The following is an 18223-nucleotide window of genomic DNA, read 5'->3' on the forward strand; positions in this document are numbered from 1 at the left end:
CCTCAGGCCGCCGCGTTCTGCCCTTACTAGCGCGGCGGCAATGTTCATCTTGCTGTCATAAAAATGCCATAGAATACCCCTTAGTTGTAGTCAGGGAGCTGGACCATGGAACACACCGATGCCACTATTGGCACTGATTTTCCCACTTATCCGCGGGAGTTAAGCTGGCTGGCATTTAATGGCCGCGTGCTACAGGAAGCGGCAGACGAACGCAACCCACCGATAGAGCGGTTACGTTTTTTAGGTATTTATTCTAACAATATGGATGAGTTCTTTCGCGTGCGGGTGGCCGACGTGAAACGGCGCATTCTGCTGAAAAAATACCAGAGCAGCGAGCAGGAAGACGCGGAAGACTTACTGCATGAAATTCAGCAACAGGTATTGCAACTCGGCGCCCGCTTTAACGCCATTTACCTCGACATTCAGCTGGAGCTGCGCAAGCACAATATTGAATTAATTGATAACTTTAAGCTCACCGAGCTGCAATCGGGCTGGGTACGCAGTTACTTTCGCAACGAAGTGATCAAGCATATCTCGCCGATGATTTTATCCGGCGATGAAGTCAGCCTGCCCAAAGCGCTGGAAGATAACACCACTTATCTGATGGTAGAAATGACCGGCAGTGGTAAACCGGAATATGCCATAGTGCAGGTGCCTACCAACGAGCTATCACGTTTTATTGAACTGCCGCTGCATTTAAATACCCGCAAGAAAAACGGCCACTACCGGCGGCAAATTTTGCTGCTGGACGATGTGATAGTGCATTGCATTGCCGATTTATTCAGTGGTTTCTTTCAGTTTGATAGCATTCAGGCCTATTCGCTGAAACTCACCCGCGATGCAGAATACAATATCAGCGATACGCTGGACCAGAGCCTGATTGATAAGATGTCAAAGGGTATTCGCCAACGGTTAAAATCGGAACCGGTGCGGCTGGTGTATGATGCCGCCATGCCCGAGCAAATGTTAAAAGTATTAAGCAAACAGCTGGGAACCAGTTCGGTCGACTCGCTGATCCCCGGCAGCCGCTACCGCAATTTTAAAGACTTTATCGGTTTTCCGAATATCGGCCATCAAAGCTTAGAATTCCCGACACTGCCACCACTGAACAGCCCGGAGTTTGAGCAATACGCGACCAGTTTCGATGCTATTCGCGCTGGCGATATATTGCTTTACTACCCTTACCATAACTTTGGCTACTTTACTGAATGGGTGCGCCAGGCGTCGTTTGACCCCAAAGTAACGCATATCAAAATGACCATGTACCGGGTAGCCAAGCACTCAAGGGTGATCCACTCACTGCTGGATGCCGTGCGTAACGGCAAAAAAGTGACCGTCGTGGTCGAGCTTAAAGCGCGTTTTGATGAAGAAAACAACATCAACTGGGCGCGTAAAATGACCGAGTCCGGCATTCAGGTGGTGTTTGGCTTAACCACACTGAAAATCCACTCTAAGCTGTGTCTGATCAGCCGGATGGAAAAAGGTAAGCTGGTACAATACGGTCATATTGGAACCGGTAACTTTAACGAAAAAACCGCGCGTATTTACACCGATATGAGCCTGTTTACCTGCCACCAGGAAATTACCGCCGAAATTGGCCAGGTGTTTGAATTTATTGAATACAGTTACCGGCCATATCAGTTTAACCATCTGATTGTCTCTCCCACCTGGAGCCGGCCGCGTTTAATCGCGCTTATTCAGCGCGAAATTGACTTTGCCATCAGCGGCCGTAAAGCGGAGATCTTCCTTAAGGTAAACAACCTGGTCGATCAGCAAATTGTTGATCTGCTGTACCGTGCCAGCCAGGCCGGGGTAAAAATACGTATTATCGTGCGCGGTATGTGCTCGTTAATGCCCGGCCTCAGTGGTAAAAGTCAGAATATTAAGATTATTTCGGTGCTGGACCGCTTTTTAGAGCATGCCAGGGTGTATGTGTTTCATAATGGCGGTGAAACCGATGTCTATCTGTCATCCGCCGACTGGATGACGCGCAATATCGACCAGCGGGTCGAAGTGGGTGTGCCCATTTATGATATCCGCCTGAAACAGCAAGTGTTGGATACGTTAGATATTCAGTGGCGGGACAATGTAAAGGCACGTATTATTGATGCTAAACAAAGCAACGCCTATGTCAAACGCGGCAATAAACGCAGCATCCGCTCACAACAGCAGATCTACGACTACTTTGCCCGCCAGCAAGGCCAGCCTCATGATAGCGGATCTGAATGAACGACAGCACGCCAGCGACTGAACGCCCGGAAAATCAGGCCTATATGGCTGCGGTGGACCTGGGTTCCAACTCGTTTCACATGGTAATTGCCCGGGTTATTGCCGGCGATATCCAGTTGCTGCATCGTGAAAAACAAAAAGTGCAGCTGGCTGAGGGGTTAAACGATCAGTTGGTATTAAGCGAAGAAGCGATAGAGCGTGGCCTTAGCGTACTGGCACAGTTTGCCGATACGCTAAAGCCGTTTGCGCCGCAGTCGGTACGGGTTATTGCCACCTACACCCTGCGTCGCGCCCGCAATGCGGCTACCTTTTTACGCCGCGCCAAAGCGGTATTTCCGTTTCCGATAGAGGTGATCTCCGGCCAGGAAGAGGCGCGTTTTATTTATCAGGGTGTCGCGCATTTTGAGCATTTTGCCGGTCGGCGTCTGGTGATGGACATCGGTGGCGGCAGCACCGAGTTTGCCATAGGCGAAGGCATACAGCCGCTTAGGCTAAGCAGCCGCAATATGGGCTGTGTCAGCTATGCGCTGCAGCATTTCCCGCAAGGCCGCATTAGTGAAAAACGCTTTAACCGCGCTATTTTGCAAGCCGAGCAAGAGCTGGAGCCAATCGTCAGCAGCTTTAAAACGGCGGGCTGGCAACAAGCCGTCGGCACCTCTGGCACGGTAAAAACCCTTCGCGATATTATTGTCGGCCTGGGCTTTAGTGGCAATGCCATTGAGCTTGCGCATTTGCTGGCGCTCAAAACGCATTTAGTGGCGCAGGAGAACAGCTATCAGTTGGACTTACCCGGCTTAACCGACGATAGAAAATTGCTAATTTGCTCGGGCCTGGCCATTTTAATCGCCGCCTTTAACCTACTGCAGATTGAACAGATGATTTATATCGATGCGGCGCTGCGCGAAGGCGTGCTTTACGAGATGAGCGACCGGCTGCAGCATCTGGATATTCGTGAGCACAGCGTGGCCAGCCTGCAGCGACGTTATGATGTCGATATGGCGCAAGCACAAAGGGTAAGTCAGACGGCATTAACTCTGTTTAGCCAGGTGCGCAGCCAATGGCAATTAACGGACGAAGACGCGGTACTGCTGGGCTGGGCTGCCACCTTGTACGAAGTGGGTTTGCACATCAACTCGTCCGGCGTACAAAAGCACTCGGCCTATATCCTACAAAACGCTAACCTGCCTGGTTTTAACCAGGAACAACAGCAGCTTATTGCTACCCTGGTCAGGTTTCACCGGCGTAAAATCCGCGCCGACGACATACCGGCATTTAACCTGTACCAGTTGCCACAAGTCATTCATTTATTGGTGTTGTTACGCTTAGCCGTGCTGTTAAACCAAAAACGCCGGGACGACTTATTACCTGAGCTTCAGGCGCGGGGCAGCAACCAGCAACTACAACTTTGCCTGCCACCAGACTGGCTGGCACAACAAAGCCTGCTGGCCGCCGATTTACAGCTGGAACAAAAAGCACTGAAAAAGATTGCCTTTGTGCTGGACTGCCCGGGTTTAACTGAAGTGGCGCCTGGCTAACAACGCCCAACTGGCAAAGGTTGTGCTGAATCGCTATACTGCGCGACCGTTTTCGTTGTCGATATTTTAATCTATGTTCCTGAGTTATCTAAAACAACACTGGCTGTCTAACCTGCGTGGTGACATCTTATCCGCTATGGTCGTGGCGTTAGCCCTGATCCCTGAAGCCATCGCTTTTTCGATTATTGCCGGCGTTGACCCTAAAGTCGGCCTGTACGCCTCTTTTGCTATCTGCGTGATTATCGCCTTTGCCGGTGCCCGCCCGGGCATGATTTCCGCCGCGACCGGCGCGATGGCGCTGCTGATGATCACTCTGGTCAAGCAGCACGGTCTGGAATATCTGTTGGCAGCTACCTTACTCACCGGCGTTATCCAGATCATTTTTGGTCTGTTTAAACTGGGCGATTTAATGCGCTTTGTGTCGCGCTCTGTGGTTACCGGTTTTGTGAATGCGTTAGCAATACTGATTTTTATGGCGCAGCTGCCTGAACTCAGCGGTACCTATGGCACCGTTACTGTGTACGGTATGACAGCGCTGGGGCTGGCGATCATTTACCTGTTTCCTTATGTCACTAAAAAAATCCCTTCGCCGCTGGTGTGTATTGTCGTACTAACTGCCATTGCCGTGTACTTTGGTCTGGATATCCGCACCGTAGCCGACATGGGCGAGCTGCCCGACAGCCTGCCGGTATTTTTATGGCCGGACGTACCGCTAAATCTGGAAACACTGCAAATTATCTTCCCCTATGCGTTAGCACTGGCCGTAGTGGGCATTTTAGAGTCGCTGATGACCGCGACTATTGTGGATGATTTTACCGATACCAGCAGCGATAAAAACCGCGAATGTGTCGGTCAGGGCATTGCTAACATTGGCTCGGGTTTAATCGGTGGTATGGCCGGCTGCGCCATGATTGGTCAGTCGGTCATTAACGTTAAATCCGGTGGCCGTACGCGCTTATCCGCGCTATTGGCCGGCAGCTTACTGCTGCTGATGGTAGTGTTTCTAGATGAATGGGTTGGCATGATCCCAATGGCCGCGCTGGTAGCCGTGATGATCATGGTGTCGATTGGCACCTTTAGCTGGTCATCGGTAAAAGATCTGGGCAAAAATCCGAAAAGCTCATCTGTGGTGATGATAGCCACTGTTATCGTAGTGGTATTTACCCATAACCTGGCCTATGGCGTATTAGTTGGCGTGCTGTTAAGTGCACTGTTTTTTGCTAATAAAGTCGGCCAGATTTTGTATATTGGTTCTACCTTGTCTGCCGATGGCCACCAGCGCACTTACAACGTCGTCGGCCAGGTGTTTTTCAGCTCCAGCGAGCAGTTTATCGCTGCCTTTGACTTTAAAGACGCGGTAGAGAAAGTGACAATTGATGTCAGCAAAGCACATTTTTGGGATATTACTGCCATCAGTTCACTGGATAAAGTAATGCTGAAATTCCGCCGTGAAGGCACCGAAGTAGAACTGCTTGGCTTAAATGAAGCCAGCGCGACTTTGGTCGATAAATTTGCCGTCCATAACCAGCCAGACGCCGTTGAAAAACTGATCGGCCACTAGGAGAACCACCATGAGCAAAAAAGTACTGGCGTGTATTGACGCCTCACCCTATGCCCAGGCGGTATGTGACTATGCAGTTTGGGCAGCGAAAAAGCTCACTGTTGCGATGTCGGTTGTTCATGTGCTGGATAACAGTAAAACGGTGCAGACCGACTTTAGTGGCAGCATTGGCCTTGGCAGCCAGGAAGTGCTGCTCGCCCAACTGGCCGAGCTGGACGCGCAACATGGCAAGCTGGCGTTGCAACGTGGCCGCATTATGTTGGATGCCGCCAAAGCCCGCGCCGAAGAAGCAGGTATCACTGCCGTAGACGAGCGGTTACGCCACGGTGAGCTGGTCGATACCCTTGCTGAACTGGAAAACGATACCCGGCTGCTGGTGCTGGGCAAGCGTGGTTTTAGCAGTGCCGATGCGCACGGCCATATTGGCCTGCATATCGAGCGCGTTATCCGCACGCTGCATAAACCGATACTGCTGACCCAGCAAAACTATACTGAGCCCAAAAGCATTATGTTGGCCTTTGATGGCAGTGCCACTGCACTAAAAGGCCTGGAAATGCTGGCCGCCAGCCCATTGGGCAAAGGCTTACCGGTGCATTTGGTGATGGCCGGTGCAAGCACCGCAGCCACAAAAGCCCATATGGACGCTGCCGCCGGCATTTTACGTAATGCCGGCTTTGATACCACCGTTGCTATTGTCGGCGGCGAGCCGGAAACTGTATTGCACCAATATCAACAAGATCACAATATTGATCTTTTGGTCATGGGCGCTTACGGCCATTCTCGCATCCGCCAGTTTATTGTTGGCAGCACCACTACTGCCATGATCAGCAAAGCCAAATGTAGCTTACTGATCCTGCGCTAACGCCCCCCCGGCCCGGCATCCTGCCGGGCCACGCCTTTGTTGTACAGCACTTTAGCTATTCCAGCGAACCAAACTGCCTTAGTAAAGTTGAGATTGGAGATTTTCTGAACTACACTGCAATCGTTACGTCAAAGGTAACACCTTAAGACTAAGGACAGCACTTGATACAAAGCTTCAAATCCAAGGTACTACAACAATTATGGCAAAGCGGTGATGTCACTCTGTTACCGAATACCTATGTTTATCAGGTTGTTGCAATATTAGATGATCTGGATGATGCCGCTTGCGTGAAAGACTTGGAACTACTTGGTGGTTTTGAAATTAGCCAAAACACACCCGGCTATTGGGCGGTTACTGTAACGGTGAATAATATTGAACCTATAGGATCTGTAACCTGCCTGTTCAGCAGAGGCAATGTGTATAGTGTTGATTTAAATGAATTTGAGTGAGGTTGATATGACAGAAATAGTACGTAGCACCAAACTGGCAGTGCAGCATCCAGGTCAGGTATTGTTGCAGCGCTGTTTACAGCCTCATAACCTTAGCATCGCCGAAGCCGCGACCAAGCTACATATCAGCCGCAAACAGTTATCGCTGTTTGTGAATGGCCACAGCGCGGTATCGGTATTGTTGGCAAAAAAGCTTGAGCTTGGCACCGGTATCAGTGCACAGTTTTGGCTAAGCCGGCAGCAAAAATATGATCTGCATAAAGCCGCCACACTGAATGTGGTGGCAGAGCCGCTGTACCAATATGGCTAAGCAATGCAAATAGCGGCAGACTACAGTGGCTAATTCGCTTTTAAAAACAATTGAATAGGGTTACCTCCTAACCACTTCAAGAATAAATAACAATCACAAAAGGATCTGCTGATGCTCTCTAAACTCTTAGGTGTAAGTTTGTTACTGCTGGCAAGCTATGCCAGCTTTAGCACCAGTGCTGATATCAGCCAGGCACTGCAGCATGAAGCCCGCACCGACGCCAATAAACTGCGCGATACTGCACGCAAACCGGAGCAAACGCTGACATTTTTTCAGGTGACACCGCAAAGTACTGTGGTGGAAATATGGCCGGGGTCTGGCTGGTATACCGAGGTGCTGGCGCCGTTACTGGCTGAGCAGGGTAAATTGTATGCCGCACATTTTTCTGACAAGTTCAGCTTATTGCCCGCCGACTATATGCAAAAAGGCCGCGCAGACTATAACGCCAAACTGGCATCACACCCGGTGTATAAAAACGTCACCGTTACTGAGTTTGCCCCACTAGCCGGTATCGATATAGCGCCACCAGCCAGCGCTGATGTAGTGCTGTCCATCCGCAATCAGTTTTACATCTTTGACGGCGAAACCTCGTTAAAACACGCTTTGGCCAACTTTTATCGGGCGCTTAAACCCGGTGGCGTGCTGGGCGTTGTGGCACCGCGCTTACCTGATCACTTGCTGGATACAAACTGGAAAGAGTCAGGTTATGTACCCGAGCAGTTATGGTTAGACCTGGCCACAGAAGCCGGCTTTAGCTTTGAGGCGCGCAACGATATGCTACTTAACCCCAAAGATACCGCACAACACCCTGAAGGCGTGTGGTCAATGCCACCAACTTTAGCCGGCAATGCAGCAGAAAAGGCTAAACATCTGGCTATCGGCGAAGTAAACCAGATGGTGCTGAAATTCAGAAAGCCGCGCAGTTAGGCAACTGATATTACCGCTGCGTGCCACCCTGAGTCTGTATCTATGGTGAAAGTGTTACACAAATAAAAAAATTAAATAATGTAACACTGCTCCGTGGCTCCCCGACTTAATCATCAAACAGCTTAACAAGCTTGTTCTGTTGATTATCAATATGTTGAGGAGCACACGTTTGAACACAACAACCTTAAAACACTTATGCGCCGCCTGGCCGCTGATTGCGGCAACAGCGTTACTGATGCCGGCAGCCGTTGCTGCGCAGCAGGCAAAAGCATCACAACAGGCCGCACCTACGCTTACGCCTTGTTATGCCAAAAATTTGAGCGATCGTATGCTGTGCGGCAGTATCCGTCGGCCGCTGGATGCCGCTGCCCCCTCTCAGGGCGCCAGCATCGACATTCATTTTGCCGTATTGCCGGCGATTAACCCGCAGCACAAACAAGAAGCGGTGTTAGCCTTTGCCGGTGGCCCGGGCCAGTCGGCGTTTGATGCGGCAGCAACCTTCGCTTATGCCCTGCGCTATGCCCGGGAAAGCCGCGATATTCTGCTGGTCGATCAACGCGGCACCGGTAAATCCGGTTTACTGCAATGCGATGGCCTGGACTTAACCAGCCAGTTTGCGCTGGATGAAAACAACCTTGATATCGTCAGCATGACACGCAGCGAAACCGAGCTGTGCCGTGACAAATTGCAGGTAGACCTAAGCCACTACACCACAGTGGCCGCGGCGGCTGACTTTGAAGCGGTGCGCCTGGCACTGGGTTATCAACATTTGCATTTATATGGCGGCTCGTACGGCACCCGTATGGCGCAGGAATATATGCGCCAGTATCCCTCTGCGGTGCTTACTGCCACCCTGGACGGCGTCGTGCCGTTTAACCAAAGCTTCGGCGCTATGGGCGCGGCCTCTGATGCATCCCTGGAAGCGATCTATACATATTGTGATGCCTCGCCAGAGTGCCGCCAACAATTTCCCAATGCCCGCTCGCAACTACAGCAGTTACAACAGACGCTGACAGAGCGCAGCATCAGCACCACAGTGCGCCACCCACGCACCTTTGAGCTGATTGAGCTAAAACTGACCCGGGCTAAGCTGCAGCAAGCACTGCGCTTTGCCTTATACCGTAACAGCACCCGCGCCATGCTGCCGTTGGTGATAGACCAGGCCAGTAAAGGCGATTACAGCGCCCTAATCGGCTTAATGCTGGCGCAGGATTTTGCAGCAGATTTATCTGTCGGGGTTAACTTTGCCGTGGTCTGTGGCGAGGACCGGCCATTTTGGACCGCTAAGAGCCAGGCTGAGTTTGCTAAAAGCTATTTAGGCCAAAGCTGGCTGCAGGGCGCAAAAACCAGCTGCGATGTCTGGCAAGTCACACCGGTTGCTGCCGACTATACCGCACCGCTACAAACCGATACGCCGGTGTTGTTATTATCCGGCGGTTTAGATCCGGTCACACCGCCAGGCTGGGCTGAACTGGCGATGGTAAAGATGCGCAATGCCCGCCATCTTGTTGCACCGCATGCAACGCATATTGTCGCCTCACAAAGCTGCGCCCCCAAACTGATTAGCCAGTTTATTAACCAGCAGTCTGCCGCTGAACTGGATGAACGCTGCCTGCAGCAAGAGCTGCGTAAAGCTTTTTTAACCAATGCCAATGGCACCGCGATGCCAACTGCAACCGCTCTGGCAGCAAGCCCAACCTACACTACTATCAGCGCTCAGGAATAAATCATGATTAAAGTAACCGATTTACATAAAAAAATAGGCCAGGTACAAGCGCTAAATGGCCTGAGCTTTGCAGCACACAACGGCACTATCACCGGTTTGTTAGGCCCCAATGGCGCCGGTAAAACCACCTGTTTACGCACGCTGTTCGGCTTACTGAAAGCCGACAGCGGCAGCGCCGAAATCGACGGCTTGAATGTGGTGAGCCAAAGCAGACAAGCAAAGCAACAGTTGGGGCTGTTTCCCGATCCCTGTGGCTTATATGAGCGGTTAACGCCACGCGAATATGTGCAATTTTTTGCCCAGTTAAACGGCATGGCTGGCAAAGACGCCAAAGATGCCACAGACGAAGTACTGAGTTTGCTAAAAATGCAGGATATTGCCGACCGGCGCTGCCAGGGTTTTTCACAGGGCCAACGCATGAAAACAGCGTTAGCCCAGGCCATAGTGCATAAACCTACCAATATAGTACTGGATGAACCCACCCGCGGTTTAGATGTGATGAGTACCCGGGTACTGCGCGACTTACTGCTGATGTTAAAGCAGCAAGGCCATTGTGTGCTGTTTTCCAGCCATGTGATGCAGGAAGTGGCGGCACTCTGTGATCAGGTGGTGGTGATAGCGGCAGGCCGGGTAGTGGCGCAGGGCTCACCGGCCGAACTCTGCCTGCGTACCGGCAAAACCAACCTGGAAGATGCATTTATTAGCCTGATTGGCACTGATGAAGGAATTGCGGCATGATGAACTTATTTCGTACTTTATTTCGTAAAGAACTGCTGGACGCCAGCCGCGATAAGCGCTCGGTGATGGCGGGGCTGTATTATGCGCTGGGCACGCCGGTATTGATGTGTCTGCTGTTTTCCGTACTGTTAAAGCAGCTTAGCGCCAGCGATGAGCTACTTATCAGTATCGACAATGCCGACGCCGCACCAGCGCTGGTGCAATATCTGGCTAATAACGATATCCGCCAGGGCGAAGGTGCTGACGCCAAAGCAATTCGCCTGGCGGTCAGCACTGATTTTCAGCAGCAACTGCAGCAAGGCCGCCCCGCCACTGTCATTATTGATGCCGACCGCGCCGACGATCAGCTGCGAACGGCTATCCAGCGTTTAGAGCGTGAACTTGGCCGCTACAACAGTGAAATTGCCACTTTACGCCTGATGGCGCGCGGTATAGATCCGCAATTGATGCAGCCGATAGATGTACAAATGCAGGATCAGGCCACGCCGGACTCTCGCGGCGGTACTTTTCTGGGAATTGCCAGCCTGAGCATTATTTTAACGCTGTTCTATGCGGCGATGAACCTGGCGATAGACACCAGTGCCGGCGAGCGTGAGCGCAATTCACTGACCTTACTGCTAAGCCAGCCACTGAGCAGCCTGCAATTGGTGCTGGCCAAAATTGCTGCCATCGCCTGCTTCTCCATGCTCGGTCTGGTTGTCATTCTGTTGGTGTCTAAGTTTGCCTATGGCATGGTGCCCTGGCAGCAACTGGGCTTTAACATCAGCCTGAATACTGACTTTATGCTGTTTACGCTGCTGGTTGGCTTACCGTTGGCGCTACTGTCCGCCAGTTTACAGGTGATGGTATCCTTCGTGGCCAAGTCGTTTAAAGAAGCACAAACCTACGTCACTATGGTGCTGTTAGTGCCAGTGGCATTGAGTATGGTCACCACTTACAACATAGCGCCGGAGTATCTGCAGTGGCTACCCATCGCCGCCCAGCAACAAGCGATGATCGGCTTTTTGAAAGGCAGCGCCATCGCCATGCCGCAATTGTTGGTGTCCAGCCTGCTAACCCTGGCCATCTTTGCCGCTTGCAGTTACGCCAGCAGCCGGCTGTTAAAAAGTGAAAAAGTGGTATTTGGTTTATAAGCTAATGGCCGCCAGTGGTAAAACTTATCACTGGCGCTAAAGTCAGTAACATTATCAATGTGAGTTGGATTGCCAGCCCAGCGCATGAATAATGCGGTTTTTCATCGAATGCCAGTGATTTTTTGGTAAGGTAGGCGCCTGCTCAAGAATGTCAGCAAAATCAATCTCTGCACAGCTACATGGCGGCAGATGGGCAAAATACAGCTGGCTGGGTGCAAGCTCGCTGACCTTTTTCAGTGATTGCTTGTATTGATTAGGATGACACACCGGATACGGCGGCACCAGACGCTTTTTAACTGACACGATTAAATCGGCAATATACAGCTGTTTAGTCGGCGTATGCAGCAGCGAAATATCATGATCGGTATGGCCCGGCGTGTATAGTACCTGCCAGTCCGGGAAGCCGGGCAGTGGCTGCGCATCCAGCAGCAACACGTCAGGCTTTAAAATCGGGTTATACCAGATATGTCGCTTTGGCTTACTCAACCGGCTGGCGACCCACCAGGTCAGGCTAACATCAATTACATGTGCAGTACGACCGAGTAAACCGGCATACCAGCGCCGCGCCTTAGGGTGGCAAGCAATTTGCGCCCCGGTTAAACGCCGCAGTTTATGGGCACCGCCGGCATGATCAGGGTGCATATGAGTAACGATAACTAGCTTTAGCGCCGTTAATGGCAAGCCCAATTGCTGCTGAATGAAATCACATACCGTGGCAATATCGGCCCGGCTGCAGCCATCGAGCAGTAATAAACCGCTATCGTCCTGCACCAGATAGATGTTCTGAATATAGCCCTTAAGAATATGTAACTGCATTAGAAGATGTTTAGCTCCCGCTTTAACAACTGGTCCGACATTACCTAAGCTTTAGCCAATTATCCAGTAACAATTGCCATTTTCGTCAACGGCGCTTATGGTATTACTCAACGCACATCATCTGGAGTCGCTATGCGCCGGTCACTATTAAGTTTGGCACTTTTACCCATGTTATACAGCCCTTTAAGCAGCGCTGAACAAAGACCAGAGTTAAGCAGGCAGATTGAACAGGTGATGCCAAAAGTGATTAGCTGGCGCCGTGATATTCACCAGCATCCGGAATTGTCCAACCGCGAAGTGCGCACCGCCGCCAAAGTAGCCGCACATCTGGAAAAACTCGGGCTGGAAGTGCGCACCGGCATCGCCCATACCGGGGTGGTCGGTATTTTAACAGGCGGCAAACCCGGCCCGGTAGTGGCACTGCGCGCTGATATGGACGCCCTGCCAGTGACCGAGCAAACCGGCTTGCCGTTTGCGTCAAAGGTAGTGAGCGAGTTTAACGGCCAGCAAACCGGCGTAATGCACGCCTGCGGCCATGATGCCCATGTGGCGATGCTGATGGGGGCAGCCGAAGTGCTGGCCAAACAACGCGCCGATATTGCCGGTACTATTATGTTTGTATTTCAGCCTGCTGAAGAAGGCCCACCGGCCGGCGAAGAAGGCGGCGCTAAAATGATGCTGGCCGAAGGCTTATTTGCCAACCCCAGCCCGTCAGCGATTTTTGGTTTGCATGTCTGGCCCGGTGAACCCGGCCAGTTACAGGTAAAAACTGAAGGCATTATGGCCGCGGCTGACAGCTTTCAAATCACCGTAAAAGGCAAACAGGTGCATGGTTCCAGCCCATGGCGTGGCATCGACCCGATAAACGTGACCGGCCAGCTGATTAACGCCATAAACCTGATACCAGCGCGGCAGATAGATGTCACCAAAGCACCGGCCGTGGTGTCCTTTGGTCAGGTGCATGGTGGTATTCGCTGGAATATTATTCCGGATGACGTGAAACTTGAAGGCACCATCCGCACTTTTGACAGCGAGATGCGTGAAGACTTAATTGCCCGTATGGCGCATACCAGCGAGCATATAGCCAAAGCCAGCGGCGCTGAAGCGCATTTTCATGTACATAATTTTGCTGCCGTAACCTGGAACGACCCGGCACTGACCGACTGGGCGATGCCAAGTCTGAAGTGGGCGGCCGGCGACAAAGGCGTTGCCGCCATTAAGCCGATAACCGGCGCGGAAGACTTCTCGTTTTACCAGCAAAAAATTCCAGGCGTATTCTTCTTTTTAGGTATCTCGCCAGAGGGCAAGCCACTAAGTGAAGTACCACCCAACCATTCGCCGATGTTTGATGTGAACGAAGATGCCTTAGTTAACGGTGTGCGGGCACTTACCGGTTTAGCACTGGATTACTTAGCCAATCCGCCAACGACAGAGAAACAATAATGAATACACCGTGCCGCTGCCACTGGGTCGACTTAAGCAAACCTGACTATGTCGCCTACCATGACACCGAATGGGGCGTGCCGGTGTATGACGACAATAAACTATTTGAGTTTTTAACCTTAGAAGCCGCGCAGGCCGGCTTAAGCTGGTATACGGTACTGAAAAAACGTGACAGCTACCGCGCCGCTTTTGCCAATTTTGACCCGGTAAAGGTTGCGGCTTTTGATGATGCCAAAGCCGCAGAGCTGCTGCAAAACCCCGGCATTATCCGCAACCGGTTAAAAATTGCCGCAGCCATTAATAACGCCGCGCGTTTTTTAGACGTGCAAAATGAGTTTGGCAGCTTTAGCAATTACCAATGGCAGTTTGTCGGCGGAAAACCGCAACAAAACCGCATTGCAAGGCCTGAGGATTACCGCGCCACCAGCCCGGAGTCGGACGCCATGAGCAAAGACTTAAAACGGCGTGGCTTTAAGTTTGTCGGCTCTACCATTATTTATGCCCATATGCAGGCCTGTGGCATGGTAAACGATCATCACGTCAATTGCTTCCGCCATCCAGCTGTTGCCGCCTTATAGCTCAGCAACAAGCATTAGGTAAGCAGCTGTTACTTTCGCTGTTTTTTTGCGCTATTGCTATCCAGCAGCGATACTTAGCACAACTGTAACTTTTTGTAACCGCTAACCGGCGCTACATGACCCCTTGGTACAACGGATCTGATGTGATGAAAGGCTGTGCTGTACTGTTATTCGCGTTATGCCCTTGGTTAAGCCAAGCCAGTGTAGTATTTTCGATTTGCTATGAAGGTAGCGGCATGGCGCCTTTTATCAGTGCAAGCAGCAATGATGGCCAGCCAGTCGGTCTTTTAGTTGACATGTTAGCAACCGCCGCAGCGCCTTTGAACATTAGGCTGCAGTATCAGCAAGCCCCCTGGCTGAGATGCCAGAAAATGGTACAACAAAATCAGCTCAATGCCACCCTGGCAATGATTTGGTCGGCAGAACGGGGCTTAATCTATCGCTTTCCCGATGCGCAAAACGGCACTGAGCAATCACAGCGTTATCTGTGGCAGGCAGAGTATCCGGTATTTCATGCAACCACAAAACCCTTTGCACTAGCCGACTATCAACCCCAATTCGGCATTAGTGCACCGCTTGGCTATATCGTCGAAGACTGGTTACAGCATAAAGGCTGGCTTAGCCGCTATAAATTCACGCTGGATGAAGGCCTGAAAATGGTTGCCGACGGTAAACTGGACGGCTACAGCGTCGAGCGGATAATTGGCACCTACCATCTGCAACGGCTTGCCCTTACCGACAAAGTAAGCGCTAGCCAGGATAACGTTTTAGTTAAAAACTGGCATATCGTGTTTAACCGGCACTTCTATAACCAGCACCCGCAGCTAATCGAGCAGTTTTGGTTTAACCTTATCGCCGCCAGGCAGCAGCTGGAGGCGAATTACCGCCTCACTCAGACCACAACATCACAGCCACAGCGCTGATACATCAGTGTTATTTAATAATAATTCTCGGGTCAAAGTCCTCACAGCCAGCCACTTTAACACCATAGTCGTAATCGCCACTGGCGTCGCCTTTAATGCGGCACCTTAACTTGCCCTGATTATTTGACTCCAGCTTGCAGTTATCAGGAAACGGCGACGTGTCGCTGTAGAAGTACACCGTAAAGTTTTTTATGTTCTCGCCCTTCCATTCAATATGCTTATCCGGTTTGCTGCACACGCAATTGCTAATGTCCTCGCAGTCGCCGCGTTTTCCATCGTCCATCTTACAGTTGTCGTCACCCGACACATTAATGGCACTGATACAAAATTGGCTACCGCTACTGACCTCAGTAAATACCAGAGTTTGATCTTTGTCATTTGCCAGTGCGCTGCCTGCGAAACAGGCGCCTAGCAGAAGTAATGTTATTTTCATCGTGAAATGCCTTTTTTAAAGTAATAAACATACTGCATTTCCATAACAGCACCCGGCTATTGCCCGGTATCAGGAACTTTGGGGTCAGCCGCCACCAGCTGCGCCGGATAACCATAACGGATTGCCTGACTGATATAACGGCTGCCACTGTCGTTGCGCTGGCAATTAAAACTGGCAATCGCTAAGTCATAAAACAGGTAAAAGTCTGTCTGGTTGGCACTGCTAATGTTCTGCTCAGTTTGCAGTGCCGCATCACAAAGTTGCAATTCTGACTGTAAGCGGCTGATTTGTGATAGCAATGCCGGTGCTTGTGAGTCCACCAGCAAGTTACGCTCAGCCAGAACCAACGCTTTTTGATACAGCGCTAAAGCTTCCGGCTGCCGCTCAGCCTGCACATCCAGCACGTCAGCCAGATTGGTCCAAATCGTGTAATCATCACCACTATTAGCCAGCGCCTGCCGATACATTTGCTCAGCCTGAGTGTAATCTGCATTAAAATAGTACGCCGTGCCTAAGTTAGAATAGGATAGTGCCAGCGGAGACAGCGCCACTACCTGCTGCCAGGCATCTATAGCCTGCGCAAACTGGCCGCTGAAGAACCAGGCCGCCGCCAGGCTATTTAGCACATCTGTGCTGCCCGGCTTTAACTGCGCAGCCCGGGCAAAATGCCGTGCCGCCACGGCAAAGCGACCGGCTTCATACAAAAACCGGCCATACAGCATATAGTTTTGCCAGTACCCGGGCTCCAGCTCAATCGCCAGCTTAAACTGCTGCTCAGCGCCGTCTTTGTTGCCCTGGGCACTAAATACCATAGCTTTGCCGGTTAACGCATCGACCCAGCGCGGGTTTAACTGCAGCGCCTGTTCATAGCGCGTCAGGGCGTCGCTGTACTGTCCACTGATCCGGTAGAGCTCGCCCAGAATGGCGAAGACCTCTGCCTGGTTCACCTGTAAGCCAGCCGCATGCTGACAGGCCTGACTTGCCAGCTCGAATTCGGCTACGCTGCGGCTAAGCACATACTTATCAAGATGTACCTTACATAAACTGGCTGATGCCATGGCAAAATCCGGATCCGCCTGTAACGCACTTAACAGCAGTTGCTCTGCACTATCCAGGCTGGCGATATCATCAAACTTTTTTAAACGCTGCTTGGCCTGCATATAAGCATCAAAGGCGGCAAAATTGTCGGTAATGCGATACTCTGCAGACGGCTGGGAAAGCTCGCTGGCGGGGATAATTAAGGCCAGCGCATTGTGCACCTGGCGGTGCAGCGCTTGTTGCAAAACCGGCAGTGCCTGACGGCTTTGGCTTAACCTGCCAGACCACAACCGCACACCGCTGGCCGCTTGAATAACTGAAACCTCAAGCAACAACTGCTGCCCTTCGGTACTAAGCTGGCCCTCCAGCAAAAACTCTACCCGCAGCTCGGCAGCCAGTTGCGAATAACTGGCGTCGGCTGCTATCGCTTGCATGGCACGGTCGGCCAATACCGGAAACTGATTCAGCTGGGTCAGCGAGTACAGTAACTCCTGACGAATACCGTCGAGTAAATAGTCTTCAATACTACTGCCGGCACTGAGTGTAAAAGGCAATACCGCAACAGCGTTGGCAATCGGCTCGCTTGGGGCCAACGTTTCAGCACTCTGGGCGGCTTCATCAGCGTCTATCGCGCGCTTTACCGAATGCGCTAACACGGCAACAGCAGTAAACGACAATAACAAAAAGCCCAGTTCAATAATGAATTGCCGCCGCCAGTAGCGCTGTTTATCGGGGTTGTCTGATAAAGCCAGACGTTTCTTTCGCTGACGCAGATCGCCAATCCAGGTGACCAGTAACACTAACGGAAACACGATCAGCAATAATAACAACGTTAACTTCATACCGGTGGTAGAAATGTTTAGCAACGGAAAGGTAATGGCCATGACCTGAATAAACAACCAGACGCTGACTAAAAATGCCACACTGACACTAAACAGGCGGCTGCCGCGAAACAATGACAGTAGCCAGGAGCGCGGTTTATCCTGGCTAAGGCGACCGCGTCGTTCTATCATTGGCACCAAAGTATTGCTGTCTAGCGCTTGTGGCGTAAGCAGCAAACGATAGCCTCGCCGTGGCAGCGTCTGGATATACACAGGGCAGGCCTTGTGATCGCCCAGTACATGGCGCAGCTCACTGATGGCGTGAGTCAGGTTGACTTTAGCCGCCCCGGCATCGCCCCAGACAGCGCTGAGCAGTTGTTGCGGGCTGACAGTGGTTTGTGACTGCAGTGCCAGCTGCAACAAAATTTCCAGTGCTTTTGCCGACACATGGCGATGCTCGCCACGTAGCACAATAAACCCCTGGGCTGGTAGCACCGTGACTTCCCCCAGGCAAAAACCATGGTGCAGCGTCTGTAGTGACGGCGCTGTGTTATCTACGGCTGATGGTGTAACAAGCGTACCCTGATTGTCCACAATGGCCTGAGTTACTTTTGCTGTCTTTACGCAGTATGCGTGTGGGTAAAACCCAAACAAGTATGGCCAACCCAAGCCGAAACGCCAGTAAAAGCAACACGATAGAA

At 51.5% G+C, this 18223-nt stretch carries 16 protein-coding genes; 13 read left to right on the plus strand and 3 right to left on the minus strand.

Annotated features, from left to right (window positions below; genetic code table 11):
• The first annotated feature begins 105 nt into the window (after positions 1-105).
• The 10 genes from ppk1 (at position 106) to EYB30_RS11895 (ending at position 11470) form a co-directional block, all read left to right on the plus strand.
• Positions 106-2229, plus strand: coding sequence for a polyphosphate kinase 1 (gene ppk1, locus EYB30_RS11850; protein ID WP_166839115.1), 2124 nt, complete (start codon positions 106-108; stop codon positions 2227-2229).
• The gene (locus tag EYB30_RS11855; RefSeq protein WP_206674627.1) at positions 2226-3764 is read left to right on the plus strand and encodes a Ppx/GppA phosphatase family protein; all 1539 of its coding nucleotides are present in this window, start codon (positions 2226-2228) and stop codon (positions 3762-3764) included. Before ppk1 ends, EYB30_RS11855 begins: the two co-directional genes overlap by 4 nt.
• A gap of 73 nt (positions 3765-3837) precedes the next feature.
• Complete coding sequence (locus tag EYB30_RS11860) at positions 3838-5325, plus strand: SulP family inorganic anion transporter (protein WP_166839116.1); 1488 nt, start codon at positions 3838-3840, stop codon at positions 5323-5325.
• A 10-nt stretch (positions 5326-5335) separates the two neighbouring features.
• Entirely contained in the window at positions 5336-6187 is an 852-nt protein-coding gene (locus tag EYB30_RS11865; RefSeq protein WP_166839117.1) for a universal stress protein, read from the plus strand.
• 161 nt (positions 6188-6348) lie between these two features.
• Positions 6349-6636: a hypothetical protein gene (locus EYB30_RS11870; protein WP_166839118.1), complete on the plus strand. Its 288-nt coding sequence runs from the start codon at positions 6349-6351 to the stop codon at positions 6634-6636.
• A 7-nt stretch (positions 6637-6643) separates the two neighbouring features.
• Positions 6644-6946 carry a HigA family addiction module antitoxin gene (locus EYB30_RS11875; protein ID WP_166839119.1) on the plus strand — a complete coding sequence of 101 codons (303 nt, stop codon included), beginning with the start codon at positions 6644-6646 and terminating at the stop codon, positions 6944-6946.
• 111 nt (positions 6947-7057) lie between these two features.
• Positions 7058-7873, plus strand: a complete 816-nt coding sequence (locus EYB30_RS11880) for a class I SAM-dependent methyltransferase (RefSeq protein WP_166839120.1) — start codon at positions 7058-7060, stop codon at positions 7871-7873.
• Positions 7874-8042: 169 nt separating this feature from the next.
• On the plus strand, positions 8043-9599 hold the full coding sequence (locus tag EYB30_RS11885; protein WP_206674628.1) for an alpha/beta hydrolase: 1557 nt from the start codon (positions 8043-8045) through the stop codon (positions 9597-9599).
• A 3-nt stretch (positions 9600-9602) separates the two neighbouring features.
• Positions 9603-10337 carry an ABC transporter ATP-binding protein gene (locus EYB30_RS11890; RefSeq protein WP_166839121.1) on the plus strand — a complete coding sequence of 245 codons (735 nt, stop codon included), beginning with the start codon at positions 9603-9605 and terminating at the stop codon, positions 10335-10337.
• Entirely contained in the window at positions 10334-11470 is a 1137-nt protein-coding gene (locus tag EYB30_RS11895) for an ABC transporter permease (protein ID WP_166839122.1), read from the plus strand. The genes EYB30_RS11890 and EYB30_RS11895 overlap by 4 nt, the downstream gene beginning before the upstream one ends.
• A 54-nt stretch (positions 11471-11524) precedes the next feature.
• Here the strand turns inward: EYB30_RS11895 and EYB30_RS11900 are convergent, their stop codons facing one another.
• Entirely contained in the window at positions 11525-12286 is a 762-nt protein-coding gene (locus EYB30_RS11900; protein ID WP_166839123.1) for an MBL fold metallo-hydrolase, read from the minus strand.
• A gap of 132 nt (positions 12287-12418) precedes the next feature.
• Between EYB30_RS11900 and EYB30_RS11905 the strand changes: the two genes are divergently transcribed.
• From EYB30_RS11905 to EYB30_RS11915, 3 genes are all read left to right on the plus strand, one after another.
• Positions 12419-13729, plus strand: coding sequence for an amidohydrolase (locus tag EYB30_RS11905; RefSeq protein ID WP_166839124.1), 1311 nt, complete (start codon positions 12419-12421; stop codon positions 13727-13729).
• Positions 13729-14307: a DNA-3-methyladenine glycosylase I gene (locus EYB30_RS11910; RefSeq protein WP_166839125.1), complete on the plus strand. Its 579-nt coding sequence runs from the start codon at positions 13729-13731 to the stop codon at positions 14305-14307. Before EYB30_RS11905 ends, EYB30_RS11910 begins: the two co-directional genes overlap by 1 nt.
• Before the next feature lie 146 nt (positions 14308-14453).
• Positions 14454-15230, plus strand: a complete 777-nt coding sequence (locus EYB30_RS11915; protein ID WP_166839126.1) for a transporter substrate-binding domain-containing protein — start codon at positions 14454-14456, stop codon at positions 15228-15230.
• A gap of 10 nt (positions 15231-15240) precedes the next feature.
• On the opposite strand, the gene EYB30_RS11920 is transcribed toward EYB30_RS11915, so the two are convergent.
• Both EYB30_RS11920 and EYB30_RS11925 read right to left on the minus strand, forming a co-directional pair.
• Complete coding sequence (locus EYB30_RS11920) at positions 15241-15663, minus strand: hypothetical protein (protein ID WP_166839127.1); 423 nt, start codon at positions 15661-15663, stop codon at positions 15241-15243.
• Positions 15664-15719: 56 nt separating this feature from the next.
• Complete coding sequence (locus EYB30_RS11925; RefSeq protein WP_166839128.1) at positions 15720-18116, minus strand: tetratricopeptide repeat protein; 2397 nt, start codon at positions 18114-18116, stop codon at positions 15720-15722.
• Positions 18117-18223 lie beyond the last annotated feature (107 nt).

Origin of the sequence: Rheinheimera pleomorphica, assembly GCF_011634895.1 — a bacterium.
In the GTDB taxonomy this organism is placed as follows: Bacteria; Pseudomonadota; Gammaproteobacteria; order Enterobacterales; family Alteromonadaceae; genus Alishewanella; species Alishewanella pleomorphica.

Bases quoted from the DNA above. Each gene is read 5' to 3' on its own strand.
- ppk1 (WP_166839115.1), top strand. From the start codon at position 106: ATGGAACACACCGATGCCACTATTGGCACTGATTTTCCCACTTATCCG.
- EYB30_RS11855 (WP_206674627.1), top strand. From the start codon at position 2,226: ATGAACGACAGCACGCCAGCGACTGAACGCCCGGAAAATCAGGCCTAT.
- EYB30_RS11860 (WP_166839116.1), top strand. From the start codon at position 3,838: ATGTTCCTGAGTTATCTAAAACAACACTGGCTGTCTAACCTGCGTGGT.
- EYB30_RS11865 (WP_166839117.1), top strand. From the start codon at position 5,336: ATGAGCAAAAAAGTACTGGCGTGTATTGACGCCTCACCCTATGCCCAG.
- EYB30_RS11875 (WP_166839119.1), top strand. From the start codon at position 6,644: ATGACAGAAATAGTACGTAGCACCAAACTGGCAGTGCAGCATCCAGGT.
- EYB30_RS11880 (WP_166839120.1), top strand. From the start codon at position 7,058: ATGCTCTCTAAACTCTTAGGTGTAAGTTTGTTACTGCTGGCAAGCTAT.
- EYB30_RS11890 (WP_166839121.1), top strand. From the start codon at position 9,603: ATGATTAAAGTAACCGATTTACATAAAAAAATAGGCCAGGTACAAGCG.
- EYB30_RS11895 (WP_166839122.1), top strand. From the start codon at position 10,334: ATGATGAACTTATTTCGTACTTTATTTCGTAAAGAACTGCTGGACGCC.
- EYB30_RS11900 (WP_166839123.1), bottom strand. From the start codon at position 12,286: ATGCAGTTACATATTCTTAAGGGCTATATTCAGAACATCTATCTGGTG.
- EYB30_RS11905 (WP_166839124.1), top strand. From the start codon at position 12,419: ATGCGCCGGTCACTATTAAGTTTGGCACTTTTACCCATGTTATACAGC.
- EYB30_RS11910 (WP_166839125.1), top strand. From the start codon at position 13,729: ATGAATACACCGTGCCGCTGCCACTGGGTCGACTTAAGCAAACCTGAC.
- EYB30_RS11915 (WP_166839126.1), top strand. From the start codon at position 14,454: ATGAAAGGCTGTGCTGTACTGTTATTCGCGTTATGCCCTTGGTTAAGC.
- EYB30_RS11920 (WP_166839127.1), bottom strand. From the start codon at position 15,663: ATGAAAATAACATTACTTCTGCTAGGCGCCTGTTTCGCAGGCAGCGCA.